The 20,657-nt window shown below is 34.1% G+C and carries 16 protein-coding genes; 10 read left to right on the plus strand and 6 right to left on the minus strand.

All coding sequences use genetic code 11. The features are described 5' to 3' along the window. Positions 1-19: 19 nt before the first annotated feature. From DM444_RS17660 to DM444_RS17690, 7 genes are all read left to right on the plus strand, one after another. Complete coding sequence (locus DM444_RS17660; protein WP_111289032.1) at positions 20-1,411, plus strand: MFS transporter; 1,392 nt, start codon at positions 20-22, stop codon at positions 1,409-1,411. A 26-nt stretch (positions 1,412-1,437) separates the two neighbouring features. After that, positions 1,438-2,628: a glycoside hydrolase family 130 protein gene (locus tag DM444_RS17665; protein ID WP_111289034.1), complete on the plus strand. Its 1,191-nt coding sequence runs from the start codon at positions 1,438-1,440 to the stop codon at positions 2,626-2,628. A 6-nt stretch (positions 2,629-2,634) separates the two neighbouring features. Further along, entirely contained in the window at positions 2,635-3,825 is a 1,191-nt protein-coding gene (locus DM444_RS17670; RefSeq protein ID WP_111289036.1) for an AGE family epimerase/isomerase, read from the plus strand. Positions 3,826-3,852: 27 nt separating this feature from the next. Further along, entirely contained in the window at positions 3,853-4,401 is a 549-nt protein-coding gene (locus DM444_RS17675) for a carbohydrate binding domain-containing protein (protein ID WP_111289038.1), read from the plus strand. 6 nt (positions 4,402-4,407) lie between these two features. After that, a complete protein-coding gene (locus tag DM444_RS17680) occupies positions 4,408-5,637 on the plus strand; it encodes a glycosyl hydrolase (RefSeq protein ID WP_111289040.1) in 1,230 nt (409 codons plus the stop codon). A 59-nt stretch (positions 5,638-5,696) separates the two neighbouring features. Further along, positions 5,697-6,983 (plus strand): glycoside hydrolase 5 family protein, encoded by a 1,287-nt coding sequence (locus tag DM444_RS17685; protein ID WP_111289042.1) that lies wholly within the window; start codon positions 5,697-5,699, stop codon positions 6,981-6,983. A 145-nt stretch (positions 6,984-7,128) separates the two neighbouring features. Next, positions 7,129-9,108: a glycoside hydrolase family 97 protein gene (locus DM444_RS17690; protein ID WP_111289044.1), complete on the plus strand. Its 1,980-nt coding sequence runs from the start codon at positions 7,129-7,131 to the stop codon at positions 9,106-9,108. A 53-nt stretch (positions 9,109-9,161) separates the two neighbouring features. On the opposite strand, the gene mgrA is transcribed toward DM444_RS17690, so the two are convergent. The 4 genes from mgrA to DM444_RS17710 all read right to left on the minus strand — a co-directional run bounded on the left by mgrA (position 9,162) and on the right by DM444_RS17710 (position 15,459). Next, on the minus strand, positions 9,162-10,118 hold the full coding sequence (mgrA, locus tag DM444_RS17695) for an L-glyceraldehyde 3-phosphate reductase (RefSeq protein WP_111289046.1): 957 nt from the start codon (positions 10,116-10,118) through the stop codon (positions 9,162-9,164). Between the two features lie 199 nt (positions 10,119-10,317). Next, a complete protein-coding gene (bglX, locus tag DM444_RS17700) occupies positions 10,318-12,615 on the minus strand; it encodes a beta-glucosidase BglX (RefSeq protein WP_111289048.1) in 2,298 nt (765 codons plus the stop codon). Positions 12,616-12,983: 368 nt separating this feature from the next. Continuing rightward, positions 12,984-14,369, minus strand: coding sequence for a sialate O-acetylesterase (locus tag DM444_RS17705; RefSeq protein WP_111289050.1), 1,386 nt, complete (start codon positions 14,367-14,369; stop codon positions 12,984-12,986). Further along, complete coding sequence (locus DM444_RS17710) at positions 14,359-15,459, minus strand: SGNH/GDSL hydrolase family protein (RefSeq protein WP_111289052.1); 1,101 nt, start codon at positions 15,457-15,459, stop codon at positions 14,359-14,361. Before DM444_RS17710 ends, DM444_RS17705 begins: the two co-directional genes overlap by 11 nt. 216 nt (positions 15,460-15,675) lie before the next feature. Here DM444_RS17710 and DM444_RS17715 point away from each other — a divergent pair, with 216 nt between their 5' ends. Next, positions 15,676-16,185: a C40 family peptidase gene (locus DM444_RS17715; protein WP_111289054.1), complete on the plus strand. Its 510-nt coding sequence runs from the start codon at positions 15,676-15,678 to the stop codon at positions 16,183-16,185. A 183-nt stretch (positions 16,186-16,368) separates the two neighbouring features. Here the strand turns inward: DM444_RS17715 and DM444_RS17720 are convergent, their stop codons facing one another. Both DM444_RS17720 and DM444_RS17725 read right to left on the minus strand, forming a co-directional pair. Beyond that, positions 16,369-17,949: a L,D-transpeptidase family protein gene (locus DM444_RS17720; protein WP_111289056.1), complete on the minus strand. Its 1,581-nt coding sequence runs from the start codon at positions 17,947-17,949 to the stop codon at positions 16,369-16,371. A 167-nt stretch (positions 17,950-18,116) separates the two neighbouring features. Further along, complete coding sequence (locus tag DM444_RS17725; protein ID WP_111289058.1) at positions 18,117-18,533, minus strand: DUF1573 domain-containing protein; 417 nt, start codon at positions 18,531-18,533, stop codon at positions 18,117-18,119. 164 nt (positions 18,534-18,697) lie between these two features. Here DM444_RS17725 and DM444_RS17730 point away from each other — a divergent pair, with 164 nt between their 5' ends. Beyond that, on the plus strand, positions 18,698-19,963 hold the full coding sequence (locus DM444_RS17730; protein WP_111289060.1) for a sensor histidine kinase: 1,266 nt from the start codon (positions 18,698-18,700) through the stop codon (positions 19,961-19,963). Continuing rightward, complete coding sequence (locus DM444_RS17735; RefSeq protein ID WP_111289062.1) at positions 19,960-20,646, plus strand: response regulator transcription factor; 687 nt, start codon at positions 19,960-19,962, stop codon at positions 20,644-20,646. Before DM444_RS17730 ends, DM444_RS17735 begins: the two co-directional genes overlap by 4 nt. Positions 20,647-20,657: the final 11 nt, after the last annotated feature.

The raw sequence follows: 20,657 nt of genomic DNA on the forward strand, positions 1-20,657 counted from the left end.
CAACCTTAAAAAATAACCAATGCACGACAAAATTAGTTTAAAAGAAAAAATCGGTTACGGACTTGGAGACGCTGCTTCATCTATGTTTTGGAAAATTTTCAGCATGTATCTGCTATTTTTCTACACCGACGTTTTCGGATTGGCGCCTGCTGTAGTTGGAACCATGTTTTTAATTACTAGAATCTGGGATTCTTGCTTCGACCCGATCGTTGGAATTCTAGCTGATAGAACAAAAAGCAAATGGGGGAAATTTAGACCCTATTTACTTTGGGTAGCGATACCTTTTGCCGTGATTGGAGTTTTAACTTTTTACACTCCAGATTTTGACGAAAAAGGAAAAATCATCTATGCTTATGTTACATATTCACTGATGATGATGATTTATTCTTTAATCAACGTTCCTTACGCATCGCTTTTGGGAGTTATGTCTTCTGATCGAAAAGAAAGAAATACACTTTCTTCTTACCGTATGGTTTTTGCTTTTGGAGGAAGTCTTTTAGCGCTTTGGTTAATTGAGCCTTTGGTAAATTATTTCGGTGGAAATTTAAATTCAAAAACAGGTTGGCTTGCCACAATTGCCGTTTTCGGATTAATTACAACCATCTTTTTCTGGGCTTGTTTTTTATTCACAAAAGAAAGAATCAAACCAATTGCAGACGAACAAAATAATCTAAAAGAAGATTTAAAAGATCTTCTAAAAAATAAGCCTTGGTGGATTTTACTTGGAGCAGGAATTGGAGCATTAGTTTTTAATTCTATTCGTGACGGTGCAGCAGTTTACTATTTCAAATATTATGTAAGCAGTACTATAAACTTCGATTTTTCGCTTTTCGGAACCGATTTCCACATGACACCAACTTCAATTTATTTGGTTTTGGGACAAGCAGCAAACATCATTGGAGTTATTGCCGCAACACCAATTGCGAATAAAATTGGTAAAAAGAAAACTTTCTTCGGAGCAATGGCATTAGCTGCAATTTTAAGTCTGGTTTTCTATTTATTCGGAAAAGAAGATATTTTCTTAATCCTGAGTTTCCAAGTTTTAATCAGTATTTGCGCAGGGTGCATTTTCCCATTAATCTGGTCAATGTACGCAGATAGCGCAGATTATTCAGAATGGAAACAAGGGCGAAGAGCAACAGGATTAGTTTTCTCTGCTTCTTCGATGTCACAAAAATTCGGATGGACAATTGGTGGTGCTGGAGCTGGATGGCTTTTAGGATATTACGGTTTTCAAGCCAACGTTGAACAGACTGCAACAGCTCAAAACGGAATTCAATTAATGCTGAGTATTCTTCCGGCAATTGCCGCGGCAATATCAGTAGCTTTTATAGCATTTTACCCATTATCAGAAGATAAATTACAAATTATAGAACAGGATTTAAACGAAAAGAGAGACCAAAATCATTAAAAAAACAGATACAGAAATCAATTGATATGACAACGATAACATCTTCAGCCACTTTTCTAGAAAGAAAATCGGCATTAGAAAAACAACATAAAACACTGCTTGAGCAAAAAAACACGCCTCAGGAAATTATTGGAAACGGAATTTATGACCGTTACAAAAATCCTGTTGTAACTGCAGCGCACATTCCGTTAAACTGGCGTTTTGATTTTAACGAAAAAGCAAATCCATTTTTACAAGAAAGAATTGGCGTGAATGCAGCTTTCAACGCTGGAGCAATGAAATGGAATGGAAAATATTTATTGGCTGTTCGTGTGGAAGGAATCGACAGAAAATCTTTTTTTGCTATCGCCGAAAGTCCAAACGGAATTGATAACTTCAAATTTTGGGATAAACCTTGCGTGATTCCACAAACTGAAGAACCAGATACCAACGTGTACGATATGCGTTTAATTCATCACGAAGACGGTTATGTTTATGGAATATTCTGTACCGAAAGAAAAGATCCAAAAGCTCCAAAAGGTGATACAAGTTCGGCTGTAGCCAATGCTGGAATCGTTCGTTCTAAAGATTTAGTAAACTGGGAAAGACTTCCTGATTTAATTTCGAATACAGGACAACAGCGAAATGTAGTTTTACACCCAGAATTTGTAAACGGAAAATACGCATTATACACACGTCCGCAAGATGGTTTCATTGATGTTGGATCAGGTGGCGGAATTGGTTTAGGTTATGTTGACGACATGACAAATCCAGTTGTAAAAGACGAAAAAATCATTTTTGGGAAACAATATCATACCATTTATGAATTGAAAAATGGCTTGGGTCCTGCTCCAATTAAAACTTCAAAAGGCTGGTTACATTTGGCACACGGAGTTCGTAATACTGCTGCGGGATTACGCTATACTTTGTACATGTTTATGACCGATTTACATGATATTGCAAAAGTAACACACGTTCCGGCAGGACATTTTATGGGACCTGAAGGAATTGAAAGAGTTGGAGACGTTTCGAATGTTTTATTTTCTAACGGATGGATCCAAGACGAAGACGGAACGGTTTACGTATATTACGCTTCTTCAGATACTAGAATGCACGTGGCGGTTTCATCTGTAGATAAACTTGTCGATTATGTAATAAATACTCCAGCAGATACTTTTATTTCGGCAGGTTCAGTGCAAACAATCATTAATCAAATCGAAAAAAATAACGCAATTTAAAATATCGTGTCATTACAAAGAAAGCTTTTAAAATCGGAATTAACCGCAGAACTTGATTCTATTCTAAACTATTGGTCGGAGCGTACTATTGACGATCAAAATGGTGGTTTTGTTGGTCAAATCGATTTTAACGATCATCTGATTGCCAATGCAGAAAAAGGTTCGGTTCTTAATGCCCGAATTCTTTGGACGTTCTCTGCCAGTTATCAAACCACTAAAAACGAAAACCACAAAAAACTGGCAAAAAGAGCATTCGAATTTCTTGCCGCTTATTTTTATGACACACAGTTTGGAGGTCTTTTTTGGAGTATAAATGAGGATAAAACTCCAAAAGACACCAAAAACCAGATTTACGCTTTAGCTTTTGCGATTTATGGATTGTCTGAATATTATGCAATTTCAAAAGAAGAAAGAGCTTTAGAAATTGCTAAAAACTTATATGCAAAAATCCAAGAACATAGCTATGACAAGCTAAATAAAGGTTATTTTGAAGCTTTTACCAGAGATTGGCAACCAATTGAAGATTTGCGTTTAAGCGCAAAAGATGCCAACGAAAAGAAAACAATGAATACGCATCTTCATATTATCGAAGGTTATGTAAATTTATATAAAGTCTGGAAAGACGAAAAGCTGCATCAAGATATTGTTGAATTATTAGAAACGATCGAAAAATATTTCATCAATACGGAAACGGGACATTTGCGCTTGTTTTTTGATGAAAACTGGAAAGAAAAACCAGATGTGATCTCGTACGGACATGATATCGAAGCAGCTTGGCTTTTGCAGCAATGCGCCGAAATTTCAGGAAACGAAACTTTGATTGCCAATTATAAAAAACACGCTGTACAGATTGCAGAAGTAACAATTGAGGGTCTTGATTCTGATGGAGGATTATGGTATGAATATGATCCCAAGAAAAAAGAATTAATTCCCGAAAAACACTGGTGGCCACAGGCAGAAGCTTTAATTGGTTTTTACAATGCTTATCAATTAACTGGAAAAGACGAATATCTGGACGTTGTTTACAAAATCTGGAAATTCACAAAAAAACACATGATTGATCATCAAAACGGAGAATGGTTTTGGGGCGTTTACGATGATTATTCTATAATGAAAAAAGACAAAGCCGGATTCTGGAAATGCCCTTATCATAACGGCCGAGCCTGTCTAGAACTTATTGCCCGAATTCAAGATTAATATTTAATGTTTTAAATTCTAATTATCATGAAACAGCTTTTCCTTTTTAGTCTTTTATTGCTTTCTGCAATAACAAATGCACAAATGAATCTTGTAAAAAATGGTGCTTTTGAGAGAGATCTAGTTAATTGGAGAGGCGAAGAAATTGCTGCTCTTTCACCTTATGAAAAAAAATCTGGAAAGAACAGCGTCATGATCAATCAGTTTACGGGAGCAGAATGGCGTGCACTAGATCAAATTGTTTTAATTCCGAAATTGACTTATGCTGTTGAATGCAGTGTTTGGATCAAAACAGATCAAGTAGAAAGCCAAAAAGAAGAATACAAAGCCGCTGCTGTTATTTTAGAATTTACAAATGATAATGAAAAACAAATTAGTACAGAAACCATTGCGCAAGTAAAAGGAACAACTAGTTGGACTAATTATAAAAAAGCGGTTAAAATTCCTTCTGATGCAAAAAAAATAAGAATCATGCTGGCTTTGGCACAAACAAACGGAACCGTGTTTTTTGACGATGTAAATCTAAAAGCGCTTGGAGAAGAAGAATATGCAAAAGTAGATTCTCAAAACAAATAATCTAAAATGAAAAAATATCTTTCTAAAATAATCTATCTGAGTTTGACTGTTTTTCTTTTGGCAGGCTGTTCTTCAGATCAAGATTCTACAGACGAAGTTATTGTAGATCCTCCAACACAAGACGATCCTTTAACGACTTCAAACGCTGCTTCTTACATGGTTGATGCCAGTGCGACAAAAGAAACTGTTGCTTTGTTTTATAATTTAAAAAGATTGTCTCAGACAAAAACCGCAATTGGTCAGCAAGATGCTTTTAATAGTTTTTATCAGGATGCTGGCGGAGATTCAGACATCAAGAAAAATACAGGTTTTGATCCAGCAGTTTTAGGTTCAGACTTCATGTTTATTACCGATAAAAGCAATAACGAACAAGCAGATAACTGGTTTTATCAGCAAGAACAAAAAATTATTGCCGATACTAAAGCCGCTTACGCGAAAGGAATAATCAACACTTTCAGTTGGCATTTGAGAGAACCTTATAATGAAGATTCTTTCTACACGGCAGACATGACTTCCGAACAGAAATCTACTGCTTTTAGAAGTATTCTTCCAGGCGGAGCAAACAACGAATGGTACAAGAAAAAATTAGATAAAGTTGCCAGTGTAGTTTCTAATTTAAAAGGTTCAAACGGCGAATTGATTCCGATAATTTTCAGACCTTTTCATGAATCTGATGGAAGCTGGTTTTGGTGGGGAGCCGATTTCTGCACAGCTGATGAATATAAAAAAGCGTATCAATTTACGGTTGATTACTTAAAAAATACAAAGGGCGCACACAACATTTTATATGCTTTTTCTCCTGATAATTCTTATACAACTGAAACCAGTTATTTAAGCCGTTATCCAGGTGACAAATACGTCGATATTATTGGAATGGATAATTATGGAGATTTTAGCAATCAAGGGCAAACGGGATCTGATCGAGCAAATTCCAAGCTAAAAATCCTTTCTGATTATGCTAAAGCGAAAGTGAAAATCGCAGCTTTAACCGAAACAGGATATCGCATTACAAGCACAACCCCAGCCATTACAGATTGGTTTTCGACTTTATTGTATAGCGCTTTGACCAAAAATGATATTCAGATAAGTTATGTCATGTTTTGGAATAATAATACTGATGGATATTATGTTCCAAATAGTTCTGTATCAAATGCAAATGACTTTAAAACTTATAGTTTGAAAACGAAATCAGCTTTAGTGAATTCATTGCCGAAAATGTATGAAATGCCAAAATAAAACAGCTCAAAACCCGACAGGTTTTAAAAACCTGTCGGGTTTAGCTTAAAATATAAATTATGAAAAACAGATTTTTAAAAACACTTTCATTAGCCATAATTTTTTCAGCAATTGCTTGTCAGGCGCAAGAAAGAATTACCGTAAAAGGTAACCAATTTTATAAAGGTGACAAACCTTATTCTTATATCGGAACCAATTATTGGTATGGAAGTATGCTGGCTTCTAAAAAAATAGGCGATCGTAAAAGACTTTTGCGTGAATTAGATGTAATGAAAAAAAACGGAATTGATAATTTACGTGTTTTGGTTGGTGCCGATGGCGGAAAATACGATTTTACCGTTCGTCCCGCATTACAATACGAACAAGGAAAATATGATGAAGATTTATTAGACGGTCTGGATTTCTTAATTAACGAAATGAGCAAACGCAATATGTATGCGGTTTTATATTTGACTAATAACTGGGAATGGTCTGGTGGAATGTCTCAATATTTAGAATGGAATGGCAAAGGTCCGGTTCCAGTTCCTGCTATTCCGCCAAATACTTGGCCACAATTTATGTCTTATACAGAACAGTTTCACAGTTGCGAACCTTGTATGGAAGCCTTAAATAATCATGTGAAGTTTATTATTGGAAGAACAAACGCTTATTCTAAAAAGAAATACAACGAAGACAACACGATTATGGCGTGGCAAGTTGGAAATGAACCTAGGCTTTTTACGGTAGAAAACGAAGCCAAATTCACAAAATGGTTAAATAATATTGTCGATTTAATTGACAGTTTAGATAAAAATCATTTGGTTTCTACAGGCTCTGAAGGAAAAAACAGTTCTAACGATAGCATGGAAATTTTCGAAAGAACACATCAAAATCCGAATATTGATTATTTGACGATGCATATCTGGCCAAAAAACTGGAATTGGTTCAAGGCCGATAATGCCGAAGCAACAATACCAAAAACAATCGAAAACGCCGGAAAATATATTGACGATCATATTAAGGTTGCTAATAATTTAAAAAGACCAATTATCATTGAAGAATTCGGACTTCCTAGAGAAAATGAAAATTTAAATACTGGGGCATCTTCTATTCATCGTGATCAATTTTACAATTATATTTTTGGAAGAGTTGTCGAAAGCCATAAAAATGGCGGTCCGCTTCAGGCTGCAAATTTCTGGGGTTATGGCGGCGAAGGGAAAGCAATTCACACTGATGGAAAATGGAATCCTGGCGAACCTTTTACTACTGATCCTCCGCAAGAACCGCAAGGTTTGAATTCTGTTTTTAATGGAGACAAATCGACATTAGAAATTGTAAAAAAATACAATTTAGAATTGAAGAAATAAAAAAATCATTCATCCCTGTTTTCTATAGAGACGCACTGCAGTGCGTCTTATTCGCAACGAATATAACAGTCGTAAACTGGGCGTAGACGCACTGCGGTGCGTCTCTACAGAATAACAAAATCGAAATTTGATAAAAAAGCACAGCATGAAAAATATATTTATTCTTTTTTGTTTTTTATTTCTGAACATCTCTTTTTCACAAAAGAAACAAGACTTTATTCTGAAATCTCCCGACGGAAAAATTGAAGTTAAAATTTCTGTGAGTGATAAAATTTCATGGTCAATTTCACATGAAAAAGATTTGATTTTAGCACCTTCAGAAATGTCTTTGAGTTTAGATGAAAATCAAATTTTAGGAAAAAATCCTGTTGTTTTAAATTCAAAAAAAGAAACTGTAAATAATTCGTTTGAAACACCGCTTTACAAAAAGAAATCGGTTCAAAATCATTACAATCAGCTGACATTAAACTTCAAAAATGATTTTAGCATTGAATATCGCGTTTTTGACGACGGCGCTGCATATCGATTCGTCACAAAAAAGAAAAAAGATATTACTGTAAAATCAGAAGAAGTCGTTTTAAATTTTGACAAAGATTACAACACTTTAATGCCGTATGTAAGAGATTTAAGAAATCCTAAAGATCCCTACATTTCTTCGTTTGAAGCGCATTATGAAAACAAAAAAATCAGCGAATTTGCAAAAGATACTTTAGCATTTTTACCGTTTTTGATTGATTATAAAAATCATAAAAAAGCTGTTTTTCTAGAAGCCAATCTAGAAGATTATCCAGGATTATTTGTAACCAATAACAAAGATAAATCAGGTTTTGAATCTCGTTTTTCAAAATATCCATTAAAAGAAACCAATGGCGGATTCAACAATATCAACCGATTAATTACAGAAAGAGCTGATTATTTGGTTAAAACCAAAGGAACGAAAACTTTTCCTTGGAGAGCAATTGTCATTTCTGATAATGATGCAGTTTTAGCAAATAATGATATGGTTCAAAAATTATCTGAAGCTTCAAAAATAAAAGATATTTCGTGGATAAAACCCGGAAAAGTAGCTTGGGATTGGTGGAATGATTGGAATATTTACAATATCGATTTTAAAGCTGGAATCAACACGCAGACTTATAAATATTACATTGATTTTGCTTCTAAAAATAAAGTTGAATATGTCGTTTTAGATGAAGGTTGGAGTTTAGAAGAAGACATTATGAAACACAATCCAAATGTCAATTTAGAGGCTTTAATCGCTTACGGAAAAGAACGAAATGTCGGGATTATTTTATGGAGTTCGTGGATGGCTTTGACAAAAAACACAGACGGAATTTTAAAGAATTATGCCAATTTAGGAATCAAAGGTTTTAAAGTCGATTTCTTAGATCGTGACGATGCTAAAATGGTAAATTCGGTTTATGATATTGCCCAAAAAGCGGCGAATTACAAATTAGTTTTGGATTTCCACGGCATGTACAAACCAACTGGAATTCAGAGAACTTATCCAAATATCTTGAATTTTGAAGGTGTAAAAGGTTTAGAAAATAATAAATGGACACCAAATGATGATGTACCATTATATGATACTACAATTCCGTTTATAAGAATGATGGCTGGCCCAATGGACTACACGCCAGGCGCAATGCGAAATGCTACAAAAAGCGAATTCAAACCAAGTCATTCAACACCGATGAGCCAAGGAACGAGATGCCATCAATTAGCACTTTACACGATTTTTGAAGCGCCTTTACAAATGATGGCCGACAGTCCAACAGCTTTTATGAAAGAACAAGAAAGCACTGATTTTATAGCTAAAGTTCCAACAGTTTTTGATGAAACTGTCGCTCTTGATGGTGAAGTTGGAAAATACGTTTCAATCGCCAGAAGAAAAGGAAATACTTGGTATTTAGGTGCAATAACAAACTGGGATTCCAGAGATATTACAATTGATTTTTCTTTCCTTGAAAAAGGCAAAAAATTCCAAGCAGAAGTTTTCTCAGATGGTTTAAATGCAGATAAAGCAGCAACCGATTATAAAAAAGAGATTATTACTGTTGATTCGACAACCAAGTTAAAATATCGTTTGGCTAGCGGAGGCGGATTGGCGATGATTATAAAATAATTAAGAAAGATAGTAGAAACCTAACAGGTTTTAAAAACCTGTTAGGTTTGATATTATGATAAAATACTCTCAATCGCATTTAATTCATCATGAGAAAACTCTGTATTCTGCAAACAATCAATATTATTACACAATTGTTTTACAGAACTTGCTCCAATTAAAACAGACGTAATTCGTTTGTCTTTTTGCAGCCAAGCCAAAGCCATTTGAGCTAAAGATTGATTTCTATTTTGAGCAATTTCATTCAGCTGAATTAATTTCTGAATTCTTTCCTCCGTCACCTCATCTTCTTTCAAATGTCCGTTTGGATTATGTGCTCTTGAGTTTTCTGGAATTCCGTTTAAATATTTATCTGTTAAAAGTCCTTGTGCCAAAGGTGAAAATGCAATACAACCTACTCCTTTTTCTTCTAAAACATCTAATAAACCATTTTCTACCCAGCGTTCCAACATTGAGTATTTCGCTTGATGAATCAAACAAGGTGTTCCCAATTGTTTTAAAACATCAACCGCAACTCGGGTCTGTTCAGCAGAATAATTACTGATTCCAACATACAAAGCTTTTCCGCTTCTTACGGCGTGATCTAAAGCCATCATGGTTTCTTCGATTGGAGTTTCTGGATCTGGACGGTGTGAATAAAAAATATCTACATAATCGACATTCATTCGTTTCAAACTCTGATCTAAACTCGAAAGCAGATATTTTCTAGAACCCCAATCTCCATAAGGACCTTTCCACATGGTATAACCAGCTTTTGTAGAAATTACGATTTCATCACGCAGATTTCCTTGAAAATTATGCCATAATATTTTTCCGAAATTTTCTTCAGCAGAACCTGGAACAGGCCCATAATTATTCGCTAAATCAAAATGAGTAATTCCTTTATCAAAAGCTTCAATAGCGATACTTTCGGCATTTTCAAAATTATCTACTGAACCGAAATTATGCCATAATCCTAAAGAAATCTCAGGCAGTAATAATCCGCTTCTGCCGCATCTGTTATATTTCATGTTTATAATTTAAAAGTTGGAGTTTTTAATAGATTTTAAAGGTAGAAAAAAATACTAAGTTTTGCCACAAAGACTCTAAGACACAAAGATTTTTATCCAAAAATGAAATCGCCACGAATTCACGAATTTATTGTTTAAAAATTCGTGAATTCGTGGCGAAAAAAACTTAGCGTCTTAGTGCCTTCGTGGCAAATCACTTTTACTCTTTAATTTCGAAACCACTTTGCAAACCTTTATCAGAGCTTCCTCCAACCATAATTTTAAAAGTTCCAGGTTCTACTAAATAAGTTCCTTCATTATTATAAAAACCAAGTTCTTTATCCGTTAAAGTAAAGTTTACCGTTTTCGTTTCTCCTTTTTTAAGATTAACCAATTCAAATCCTTTCAATTCTTTTATTGGGCGAATAATACTTGCAAATTCATCATGAATGTATAACTGAACTACTTCTTTTCCATCATAATTTCCTGAATTCGTAACCTCAACGCTTACCTCAACTTTTTCTCCTTTTGCAAAAGACGTTTTATTCAATTTCAAATTTTTATAATCGAAAGTTGTATAGCTTAATCCAAAACCAAACGGAAATTGAGGCGTTTTCTCCACATCCATATAATGCGACCAAAAAACATTTTTATCACTGTCAGTAGGTCTTCCTGTACTGTATTTGTTATAATAAATCGGAACTTGCCCAACATTTCTTGGAAACGACATTGGTAATTTTCCACTCGGATTATAATCTCCGTATAAAACCTGAGCAACTGCATTTCCAGTCTGAGTTCCCAAATGCCAAGCTTCCACAATTGCAGGAACATTCTCTGCTGCCCACGGAATACTCAACGGACGTCCGTTATTTAAAACTAAAACTACATTCGGATTCACGTTATAAATTTCCTCTAATAATTCTTGCTGTAATCCTGGCAAGTTCAAATCAGTTCTACTTCTTCCCTCACCGCTTTGGAAACCATATTCACCTAACACCATTACGACAACATCGGCATTTTTTGCTGCTTTTTTTGCTGCTTCAAATCCGCTTTTGTCAGTTGTGTTGAAAACAGTTTCGGTTAAGAAAGTTGCTTTTTGTTTTAATAAATCTGCTCCTTTTTCAAAAGTTAGCTGATTGTCTTTGTATTGCTGCATTCCTTCTAAAACAGAAACTGCAGTATCATCAGAAGCCGCAATTCTCCAGCTTCCTAACGGACTGTTTTTATCATTTGCTAAAGCGCCAATCAAAGCAATTTTCTGTCCAGATTTCTTTAGCGGAAGCAAATTCTTTTCATTCTTCAATAAAACGATAGATTTTTTTGCCATATCCAAAACACCTTCGTTATTAGCTTTACTTCCAACAACTTCCTTTTCGCGTTTTTCATCACAATATCTGTACGGATCATCAAATAATCCTAATTCAAATTTCACACGAAGAATTCTGCGAACAGCATCATCAACCAAAGATTCTTTTACTTTTCCAGATTTTACCAAATCAACCAATTTTGCCACATATAAATACGATTCCATATCCATATCAGAACCTGCAATTACCGCTTTTGCTGTTGCATCTGCTTCATCTTTTGCATAACCGTGCGGAATCATTTCGCGAATCGAAGCATAATCAGAAATTACAAATCCGTCAAACTTCCATTTTCCTTTTAATATATCTCTTTGCAAAAAGGCATTTCCAGTTGCAGGAACACCATTCAACGTATTAAATGAATTCATAAACGTACGAACTCCTGCTTCAACCGTAGCTTCAAAAGGCGGTAAAACCGAATTGTACAATTTCGAATTACTGATATCCACAATATTATATTCCAATCCTGCTTCAACATAACCATACGCAGCAAAATGTTTCGCACAAGCTGCAATCGTATTTACTTTGGCCAAATCTGCAATGGTTTCTCCTTGAAAACCTTTCACACGTGCATAAGCGATTTTACTTCCTAGATACGGATCTTCTCCCGCACCTTCCATCACACGTCCCCAACGCGCATCATTTGCCACATCGACATTTGGTCCAAAAGTCCAATTAATCCCTGATGCCGAAGCTTCATCAGCGGCAATCGCAGCCGATTTTTTAATCGCTTCTAAATCCCAACTCGCTGCTTCTGCTAACGGAATCGGGCTTAACGTTTTATAACCATGTATTACGTCAAAACCAATAATTAACGGAATTCCTAATCTCGTTTCTTCAACCGCAATTTTCTGCACAGCACGAACTTCTTTTACACCGCGAACCGTAAGCATCGAACCAACTAATCCTTTTCTTAAATGTTCGTATTTTAATTCGGCAGTTCCGCCTTTTGGCGCAGGTCCCGTAACATCCCAAAAACCATTATATTGGTTCATCTGTCCCACTTTTTCTTCCAACGTCATCAATGGCAAAAGCAAATCAATGCGTTGCTCAACAGTTTTATTTTTATCCAGATACGGCTTTTTTTGTGCACTCATATTTCCAACAGTAAACAGGGAAAATACCCCAATAAATATTATTTTTTTATTTTTCATAGTGTGGTTTAGTTAGTTTTTCTTTAAGATTCTAAGGTTCTGAGACACTAAGATTCTAAGTTTTTTTGGCGTGTCCCTTCGGGTCGGGCTATCCGTTTCAAGTCCTCGCACTTCCTTCGTCAGGCTGTGGGCTTTCCACTTCTATCCCTCACGCAAATCGTTTTCAAAAGAGCGTTTTCGGTTATCTTGTCATCCTGAGGAACGAAGGATCACACTAGAAACTCCACACAAAACTTCGCCAATCTTTGTCGAATCCCGAGTGTGATCCTTCGTTCCTCAGGATGACAAACTTTGTGTTTCACTTTGCTTGGCTTCGACTTCGCTCAGTCTGACAAAAAATCTAAAATCTACATTCTAAAATCTAAAATCTAAAATCCTTCAGTCGTAAAACAAGAAGCCGGCAAATTCGCTTTATTAAACAAATCCGACTGCGTTGTATTTCCCCATGCAAACCTCACTTTTGCTGGATTTACAACTTTTTTACTTGTCAAAATCACTTCGTTATTTTTAATTGAAGCTTCGGCTGGATAGAAAATGCCATCGGAACCAGCAACTTCAAATTGATTCGATTTTTTGTCTTTAAAATAAAGTCCATCAGCATAATCGAAAGAAACAATTACCTTGTTTTTTTCAATCTTAATATCTTTAAACAATGGACCATTTACCAAATTAGAATTGGTTTTATAAGTTTCAGCCAAAGCTAAATTCGCCAAACGAATTCCAACCGATTTTTTATTCTTTGGATGAATATCAATTGTATCCGAAATATCGCTAATCACAACCATTCCCGTTTTTGAAACTTCTTTCAATAATTTTCTCTGCGAATTTCTAACCGTTACATTTGAGAAATTATTTGAACCCGTTTTAAACGGCGCAATCTGAACATAATAAAACGGAAAATTATCATTCCATTCTTTTCTCCAAGAAGTAATTAACGCTCCCAGAGTTTTATCATAAACCAAAGAACCCACATTTGATTCTCCCTGATACCAAAGCGTTCCTGCAATTTTAAATCCTACAATCGGGTAAATCATGGCATTGTAAGCACGTCCTGGCTGTCTTGGTCCATATTCTTGTTCGTTTAGTTTTTTGGCATTTTCTAACAAAAGCGGATCGTTATTTACCACATCTTCTGGCATCCAGATTTCTGCAGGAGTTCCTCCCCAATTTGAAGAGATCAATCCGATTGGGACATTTTTCAAATCTTCGCGAAGGCGTTTGGCAAAAAAGTAACCAATGGCGCTAAAATATTTCATGGTTTCTGGAGTCGATTCGGTCCAATTTCCAAGTAAATTATTCTGCGGACTTGTAGCGGTTAATTTCGGAACCGTAAAAAAACGAATGTTTGGATTCGTTGCATTTTTCATTTCTTCTTCTCCGTCATCAATTCCCCAGCTTACCGACATTTCCATATTCGATTGTCCAGAGCAAAGCCAGACTTCGCCAATCAAAATATTTTTTAAAATGACTTCATTGTAGCCCTTTATCGAAATAGTAAAAGGTCCACCAGCTTCTGAAGTTTTAATCGTCAGTTCCCATTTCGCCTGATTAGTGGCAACGGTTTTATATTCCTGATTGTTCCAACTAGAAACCAGTTTTATTTCTTCTTTTGGATTTGCCCAACCCCAAATTTTCACTTCAGAGTTGCGCTGTAAAACCATATTATCACTAAAAATATTCGGAAGCGAAACGTTTGCCATCATAGTACTGGAAATCAATAAAAAGAAAACAAACTTATAGATATTATTTTTCATTTAGTAACTTCTTTAAAAATGGAGCATATTCGTCTGCCAAAACCTTATGTTCAGCCACATCTGGATGTCCTGAACATCCGCTTGGAGTCATTGGTTTGAATTTGAAAATCTGAATTGGTTTGTGCGTTTTATCATTTGCGAAAGCATTTTTAACTTTATTTAGGCAATCTTCAAAAACAACTCCTCTTTCTCCTCCAACCATTGGACTATTGGTAATTACAATCTGCACTTTCGGATTATGTTCGTACAACATTTTTATAAAATTGATGTAATTCGAAATATATTTTTCAGGATTAAAAGGCAAACGTTCTTTTTTACCATCTCCGCCAGAAAAATCATTTGTTCCTAAAGCAATGCTGATAATATCCGGCTGAAAAGCGAAATCATATTTAGGTTTTGAAGTATCTTTCGTTAAATACAAATTCGGATAAACATCTGGCATGATCGCTTCGTCCTTATGTTCGTCGTTCCAGTTTCTGTACATTCCAATTCCAGAAACGCAACTCATTAAATAATCAACACCAATCTCTCTTGAGAGTGTTGGACCGTAAGCATAATAACTATTGTGATGATCGTAATATTCCCCTTTATCGCAAGGAATGTCAGAACCGTCGCTTGCTGCACCGCAAGTAATCGAATCTCCGATAAACTCGATTTTCTTTTTCTTTTTAAACAAAATTGAAGTCAGCTTTGCCGTTGTTCCAGCGAACAAAACTCCGCCCGTATGCGCTTCTGTATTTTTATAAATTTCTAAACGATGTTCTTTTTGGTTTGAAGTAACCTTTACAGGAAAAGATTGAACCGCACCTTTTTCAATTCTAATTTTTCCAATATATTTTCCATCCAAAACCAAAGAAACATAATTATGATGTTCGTAAGCATCCACACTTTGAAGTGAAATCGAACATTCATTTCCAGTAAAATTGAAAGAAACGGAAGAAGCCGTTGCAATCAAAATGACATTATCATTCTGCAATTTTTCTATGCGACCTTGATATAGGAAAGTTTTATTTGAATTTAGCGTTTGCGAGTTCGAAATAATCGAAATCAGCAAAAACGAAATTAAAAGTGCTATTTTTTTGGGAAACATAATTTATTTGTTAAAATATAAATACGATTCACAAATATATTGGAAAGAGAATATCTAAAAAGATACTAAAATGTCAAAAAGTAATAAAAAAACACCACACAAAGACATCAGTTTTGGGTTTATTTGCGTTAATTCTTACAAGTGAAGCAAATGGTATTCTTTTAAAATGCCTAATTTGCAGCTTTCTTTATTAATTCAATACTTTTTATAAACAAAATGCGATTACGTTTTTTTATTTTTCTATCAGCCGTTATTTTATTTTCATCTTTTAATTTAAAAAAGAATGAAAGACAAACTCCTATTCAAAATCCTAAAAATCAAACTGAGATCAATCGTGATTCTTTAATTGTTTTTGCTAAAAAACATTTAGGAGTTCCTTATGTATATGCCAGCAGTAATCCGCAAAAAGGCTTTGACTGTTCAGGTTTTGTGAGTTATGTTTTCAACAATTTTGGAAAAACATTGCCACGAAGTTCAAGCGGATATAAAAACATCGGTAAAACTTTAAAACCAGAAGAATTTAAAGTTGGAGATATTTTAGTTTTTTACGGATATAAAAACAGGAATGTTGTGGGTCACGTGGGTATTATTTGTGAAGCCAACGGAATGCAGTCGAAGTTTATTCACGCTTCGTCAGGAAAAGCGCAACAAGTAACTATAACGGCGCTTGATACAGAACACTATACCAAACGCTTTTATAAATGTGTTGATGTTTTATCGGAATAGTTTTTTTAGCCACTAATTACACAAATTTTCACGAATTTATCTTTTTGCCACAGATTAAAAAGATTAACACAGATTTTTTATAATCCTTTTAATCCTTTAATCTGTGGCTTTTATTTTTTATACCAATTGTTGAATAGATTCAGTTTTTAGAATTTGGAATTTAAAAAATTGGAATTTAAACTTTTATTCTTCTGTCAATAATTTAATCAAACTTTCATCTCTTCCATAAATATCTTTATAGAAGTTTAGATTTCCTTCGCGGTCTACCCAAGCAGTAAAATAACCGATGTAAACTGGAACTTTTTTCTTTAAAGTGTACCAGCTTTCTTTTCCGGCGTGCATTGCTTTATCAATTCTGGCAGGATTCCATTGCGGATCAACTTTTAGTAATTCAATCGCTAATTCACGAGGTTTTGCTACACGTACACAACCATGACTAAAAGCTCGGCTATCTCTTTCGAACAAACTTTTTGAAGGCGTATCGTGCAAGTAAATATTACTTGAATTAGGAAATAAAAACTTCACCAAACCTAAAGAATTGTTTTTCCCTGGAAGCTGACGAACTGCGCCGTTATTCCATTCTAGATTTTTCTTCTGCAAATAGTTTTTATCTTTTGCCATTCCAGGTTTAATCTCCGATTTGATAATACTTGGCGGCACATTCCAATACGGACTAAAAACAATATTACTCATCATTCCGCTGAAAATTACTGTTTTTGTCATCGCTTTCCCTACAACAACCGCCGATGTAAAAGCGATTTTTCCATCTTCAATTATGTACAGTCTAAATTCAGGAATATTTACTTCAATATATTTTTGACCTTTCTCCAATTCGGGATCAATCCAACGGCAACGTTCCATATTCGCAATAATCGTTTTGATACGCTCCGAAACTGGAATATTCAAATCATTAATATGTTCTAATAAAATTGTATTTTTTGGAGTGTAGCCGTGACGAACTTCGTAGTTTTTAATAGCTTTCATTAAAGTTGTATCGCAAACAGCACTTTTACTATCTTCCTTAAGATCCTTAGTTACAAAAAGCCTTTCTCTAATCTGAGCAACAACATTTGATGAATCGCCAACTTTTAGAGCTTTATAATCTTCATCCGTTTCTATAGTTTTCCATCCTCCATTTTTCTCAATTTCTCTATATTCTTTTAGAGCGTCACGAAGTTTGTAATATTGGCTGAACATCTTTTTTTTCTTATCATCAAGAATAGTTGTTTTCTTAAAAATAGAATCAGAAAGCACTTGGTAATTGAACTTTTTGCGAGGTAAAAGCCATTCTAAAGAAATACTAGTTTTCTCATCAAAACCGGCATATACTTTTTCTGCATAGTAGTAATACAAATTTGACAGCAGTAAATCGGTATCTTCTTTAGATATTTTTTTGGTTGGATTATTTTCGAAAACCGAATTTAATTCTTCTTTATAAGGATAATTAGCTTTTAATCCTTCCTGACCTAAATTTTTGTATTGATTGAATAATGTATTTCCAAATTCAACAACTCCTTTATTATCTTGCCACAATTGGGTTGATTTATTTTTTAGATATAAAGAAGTTACATCATTTTTAAATTTATCCAGTTTCGGATAACTTTCATAAAATTTCGCAATACGCGTGCTGTCAATTGTAAGTTTTAATTCTGGAATTTTTTCGACTTTCTTTATCGAATTTTCCTCCTTTTTATCTCCTTTCGAATTACACGAAAAAACAAGCAAAAAAACAACTGCAACTATAGGCGAATACCAAATTTTCATATGTAGAATTTTTCATTAAAAGTAGAAAAAATTCTATTAAAACAAAGGACTCGGCAATAAATCTTAATCCTTATTTTTTTGAAGTCTAAATGTTTAATAAAAAATAAAAGCTCCAAACAATTTATATGTCTGGAGCTTTCGCCATATAACCAACCTATTAAAATTTCTTAAATAACAGTACCTTTTAAAGTAAGTACTTTTGGTGTTGTTTCTGCACTAGTTGTTACAGTAACCGTTTTTGTAAAAGCACCTTTGTTTGCAGCGTTGTAAGTTGCAGTAACTTTTGCAGATTTACCTGGCTGAACTGGTTCTTTTGTGTAATCTGTAGCTGTACATCCGCAAGATCCTTGAACGTTTGTAATAACTACAGCTGTTTTTCCTGTATTTTTAAATTCGTAAACAATTGCTTTTGGAGTTCCTTGCGGGATTTGTCCCACATCAATTGTTTCTGCTTTCCAAACAATTGTAGAAGCCGAAGGCTCTGAAATTGAAGTTTCTGAAACTAAAGATTGCACAGGTGCGATTGCCGAAAAAGACATTAGGCCTAAAGCCAAAGCTAACATCGAAATTTTGATCATTTTCATAACTGATATATTTAAAATGGTTTGTAGTTCATTTTGATATTACAAAGGTAATTCAGACAAATTCATGTTGCTGTTAACTGGTTTCAAACGTTTGTTAATGACTTGTTAACCGCCTGTTTTTAGGCCAAAATTGATTAATATTACACTCTCAAAATTCTTTATTCTTGAAAATTAATAAACTCAACAGCATCATTCTCTTAGGATTGGTAGCCATCATTAGTATTTTGGTGGCACAATTGTTATGGACAAAAGAGGCTTTTACGATTGAACAAAAAAAGCTTAGCCAGAAAGCTCATATTGCTTTATTGGAAGTGGCTAAAAAATTATACGAAGGAACTAATCATGAACTTCCAGTTCAAAATCCCGTTCAGAAAATTGCAAACGACTACTATATTGTAAATGTCGATAACGAATTTGAACCTGATATTTTAGAATTTTATCTGAAAACGGAATTCAAAAAAATGAACATCACAACCGATTTCGAATACGCGATGTACAATTGTCAAAGCGACGAAATGATTTATGGTGATTATATTTCACTTTATAAGAAAAAAGCAGAATGCAAAAAAACCGTTTATTTTCCTAAACATAAAAATCTAGTTTATTATTTCGCGGTTCGTTTTCCAAATGAAACTACTTATTTGTTTAGTTCAATGCGATTTTGGTTTATTCTTTCAACCGCATTGATTCTGATTTTATTGATTTACGTTTATTCTATTTTTACACTTTTACAGCATAAAAAATATTCAGAACTACAGCGTGATTTCATTAATAATATGACACACGAATTTAAAACGCCACTGGCTTCAATTCTTATCGCTTCGAAATATTTGATTGAACAAAAACCAATTAAAGAAGACAAAAAACTTTATACTTACACTGATATTATTATCAATCAAGGAAATAAATTAAACGGCCACATCGAGAAGATTTTAAACATTGCAAAAGCCGATTATGCTCCTTTAGAACTTAAAAAAGAAAGTATTTTAATTGTGCCCATAATTGAAGAAGCAATTGAAAACATCAAATTAAAATATCCCGAAGCTTCGATTAAAATTGAAACTTCTTCAAAAGAATATTTGCTGGAAACCGATATTTTTCACTTTGGTAATTTAGTTTATAATTTACTGGATAATGCCGTGAAATATTGTAATGAAAAACCAGAAATAACTATTAAATTCACAGAAGAAAACAATTGTTTAAAACTAGAATTTATTGATAACGGAATTGGGATTACTCCTAAAAAAATATCTTTTATCTTTGATAAGTTTTATAGAGTTCAAAATGAAAAGAGCAATGAAGTTAACGGATTTGGACTTGGCTTGTATTATGTAAAAGAAATCTGCAGTTTGCAAAACTGGAAAATAAAAGCCGAAAACAATAAAGAAAAAGGTGTTACTATAACTTTATCAATTCCTAATAAAAAATGAAAAACTTCAAAATACTATATGCCGAAGACGACGAAACCCTTGCGTTTTTAACCAAAGATAATTTGGAGCAAAATAATTATGAAGTTATTCATTGTTCTGACGGAAAATCGGCGCTTAATTTTTTTGAAGAAGAAGAATTTGATATTTGCATTTTTGATATTATGATGCCAAAAATGGATGGTTTTCAGTTGGCAGAAGCCGTTCGAAAAATAGATGTTGAAGTTCCGATTATTTTTCTTTCAGCTAAAACATTGAAAGAAGATAGAATTAAAGGCCTGCGTCTGGGCGCTGATGATTATTTGGTAAAACCTTTCAGCATTGAAGAATTATTATTGAAAGTGGAGATTTTCTTAAAGCGTTCGCAAAAAAACATTCCAGTTGCAAAAACGATTTATGAAGTTGGCAAATATCAATTTGATACCAAAAATTTCATTCTTTTTAATAATGATGAAAAAGTCGGATTGACACAGCGCGAAGCCGAATTATTGAAACTTTTTCTAGATCATAAAAATTCTGTTTTGAAAAGAGAACAAATCTTAACTTCTTTATGGGGAACTGACGACTACTTTATGGGAAGAAGTTTGGATGTTTTCATTTCTCGTCTTCGTAAAATCCTTGCCAATGAAGAAGGAATTTCAATTGAAAACCTGCATGGAATTGGTTTTAGGTTTTCTATTGGGTAAATCACAATTCT

Source organism: Flavobacterium ginsenosidimutans, from assembly GCF_003254625.1.
GTDB classification, from domain to species: domain Bacteria; phylum Bacteroidota; class Bacteroidia; order Flavobacteriales; family Flavobacteriaceae; genus Flavobacterium; species Flavobacterium ginsenosidimutans.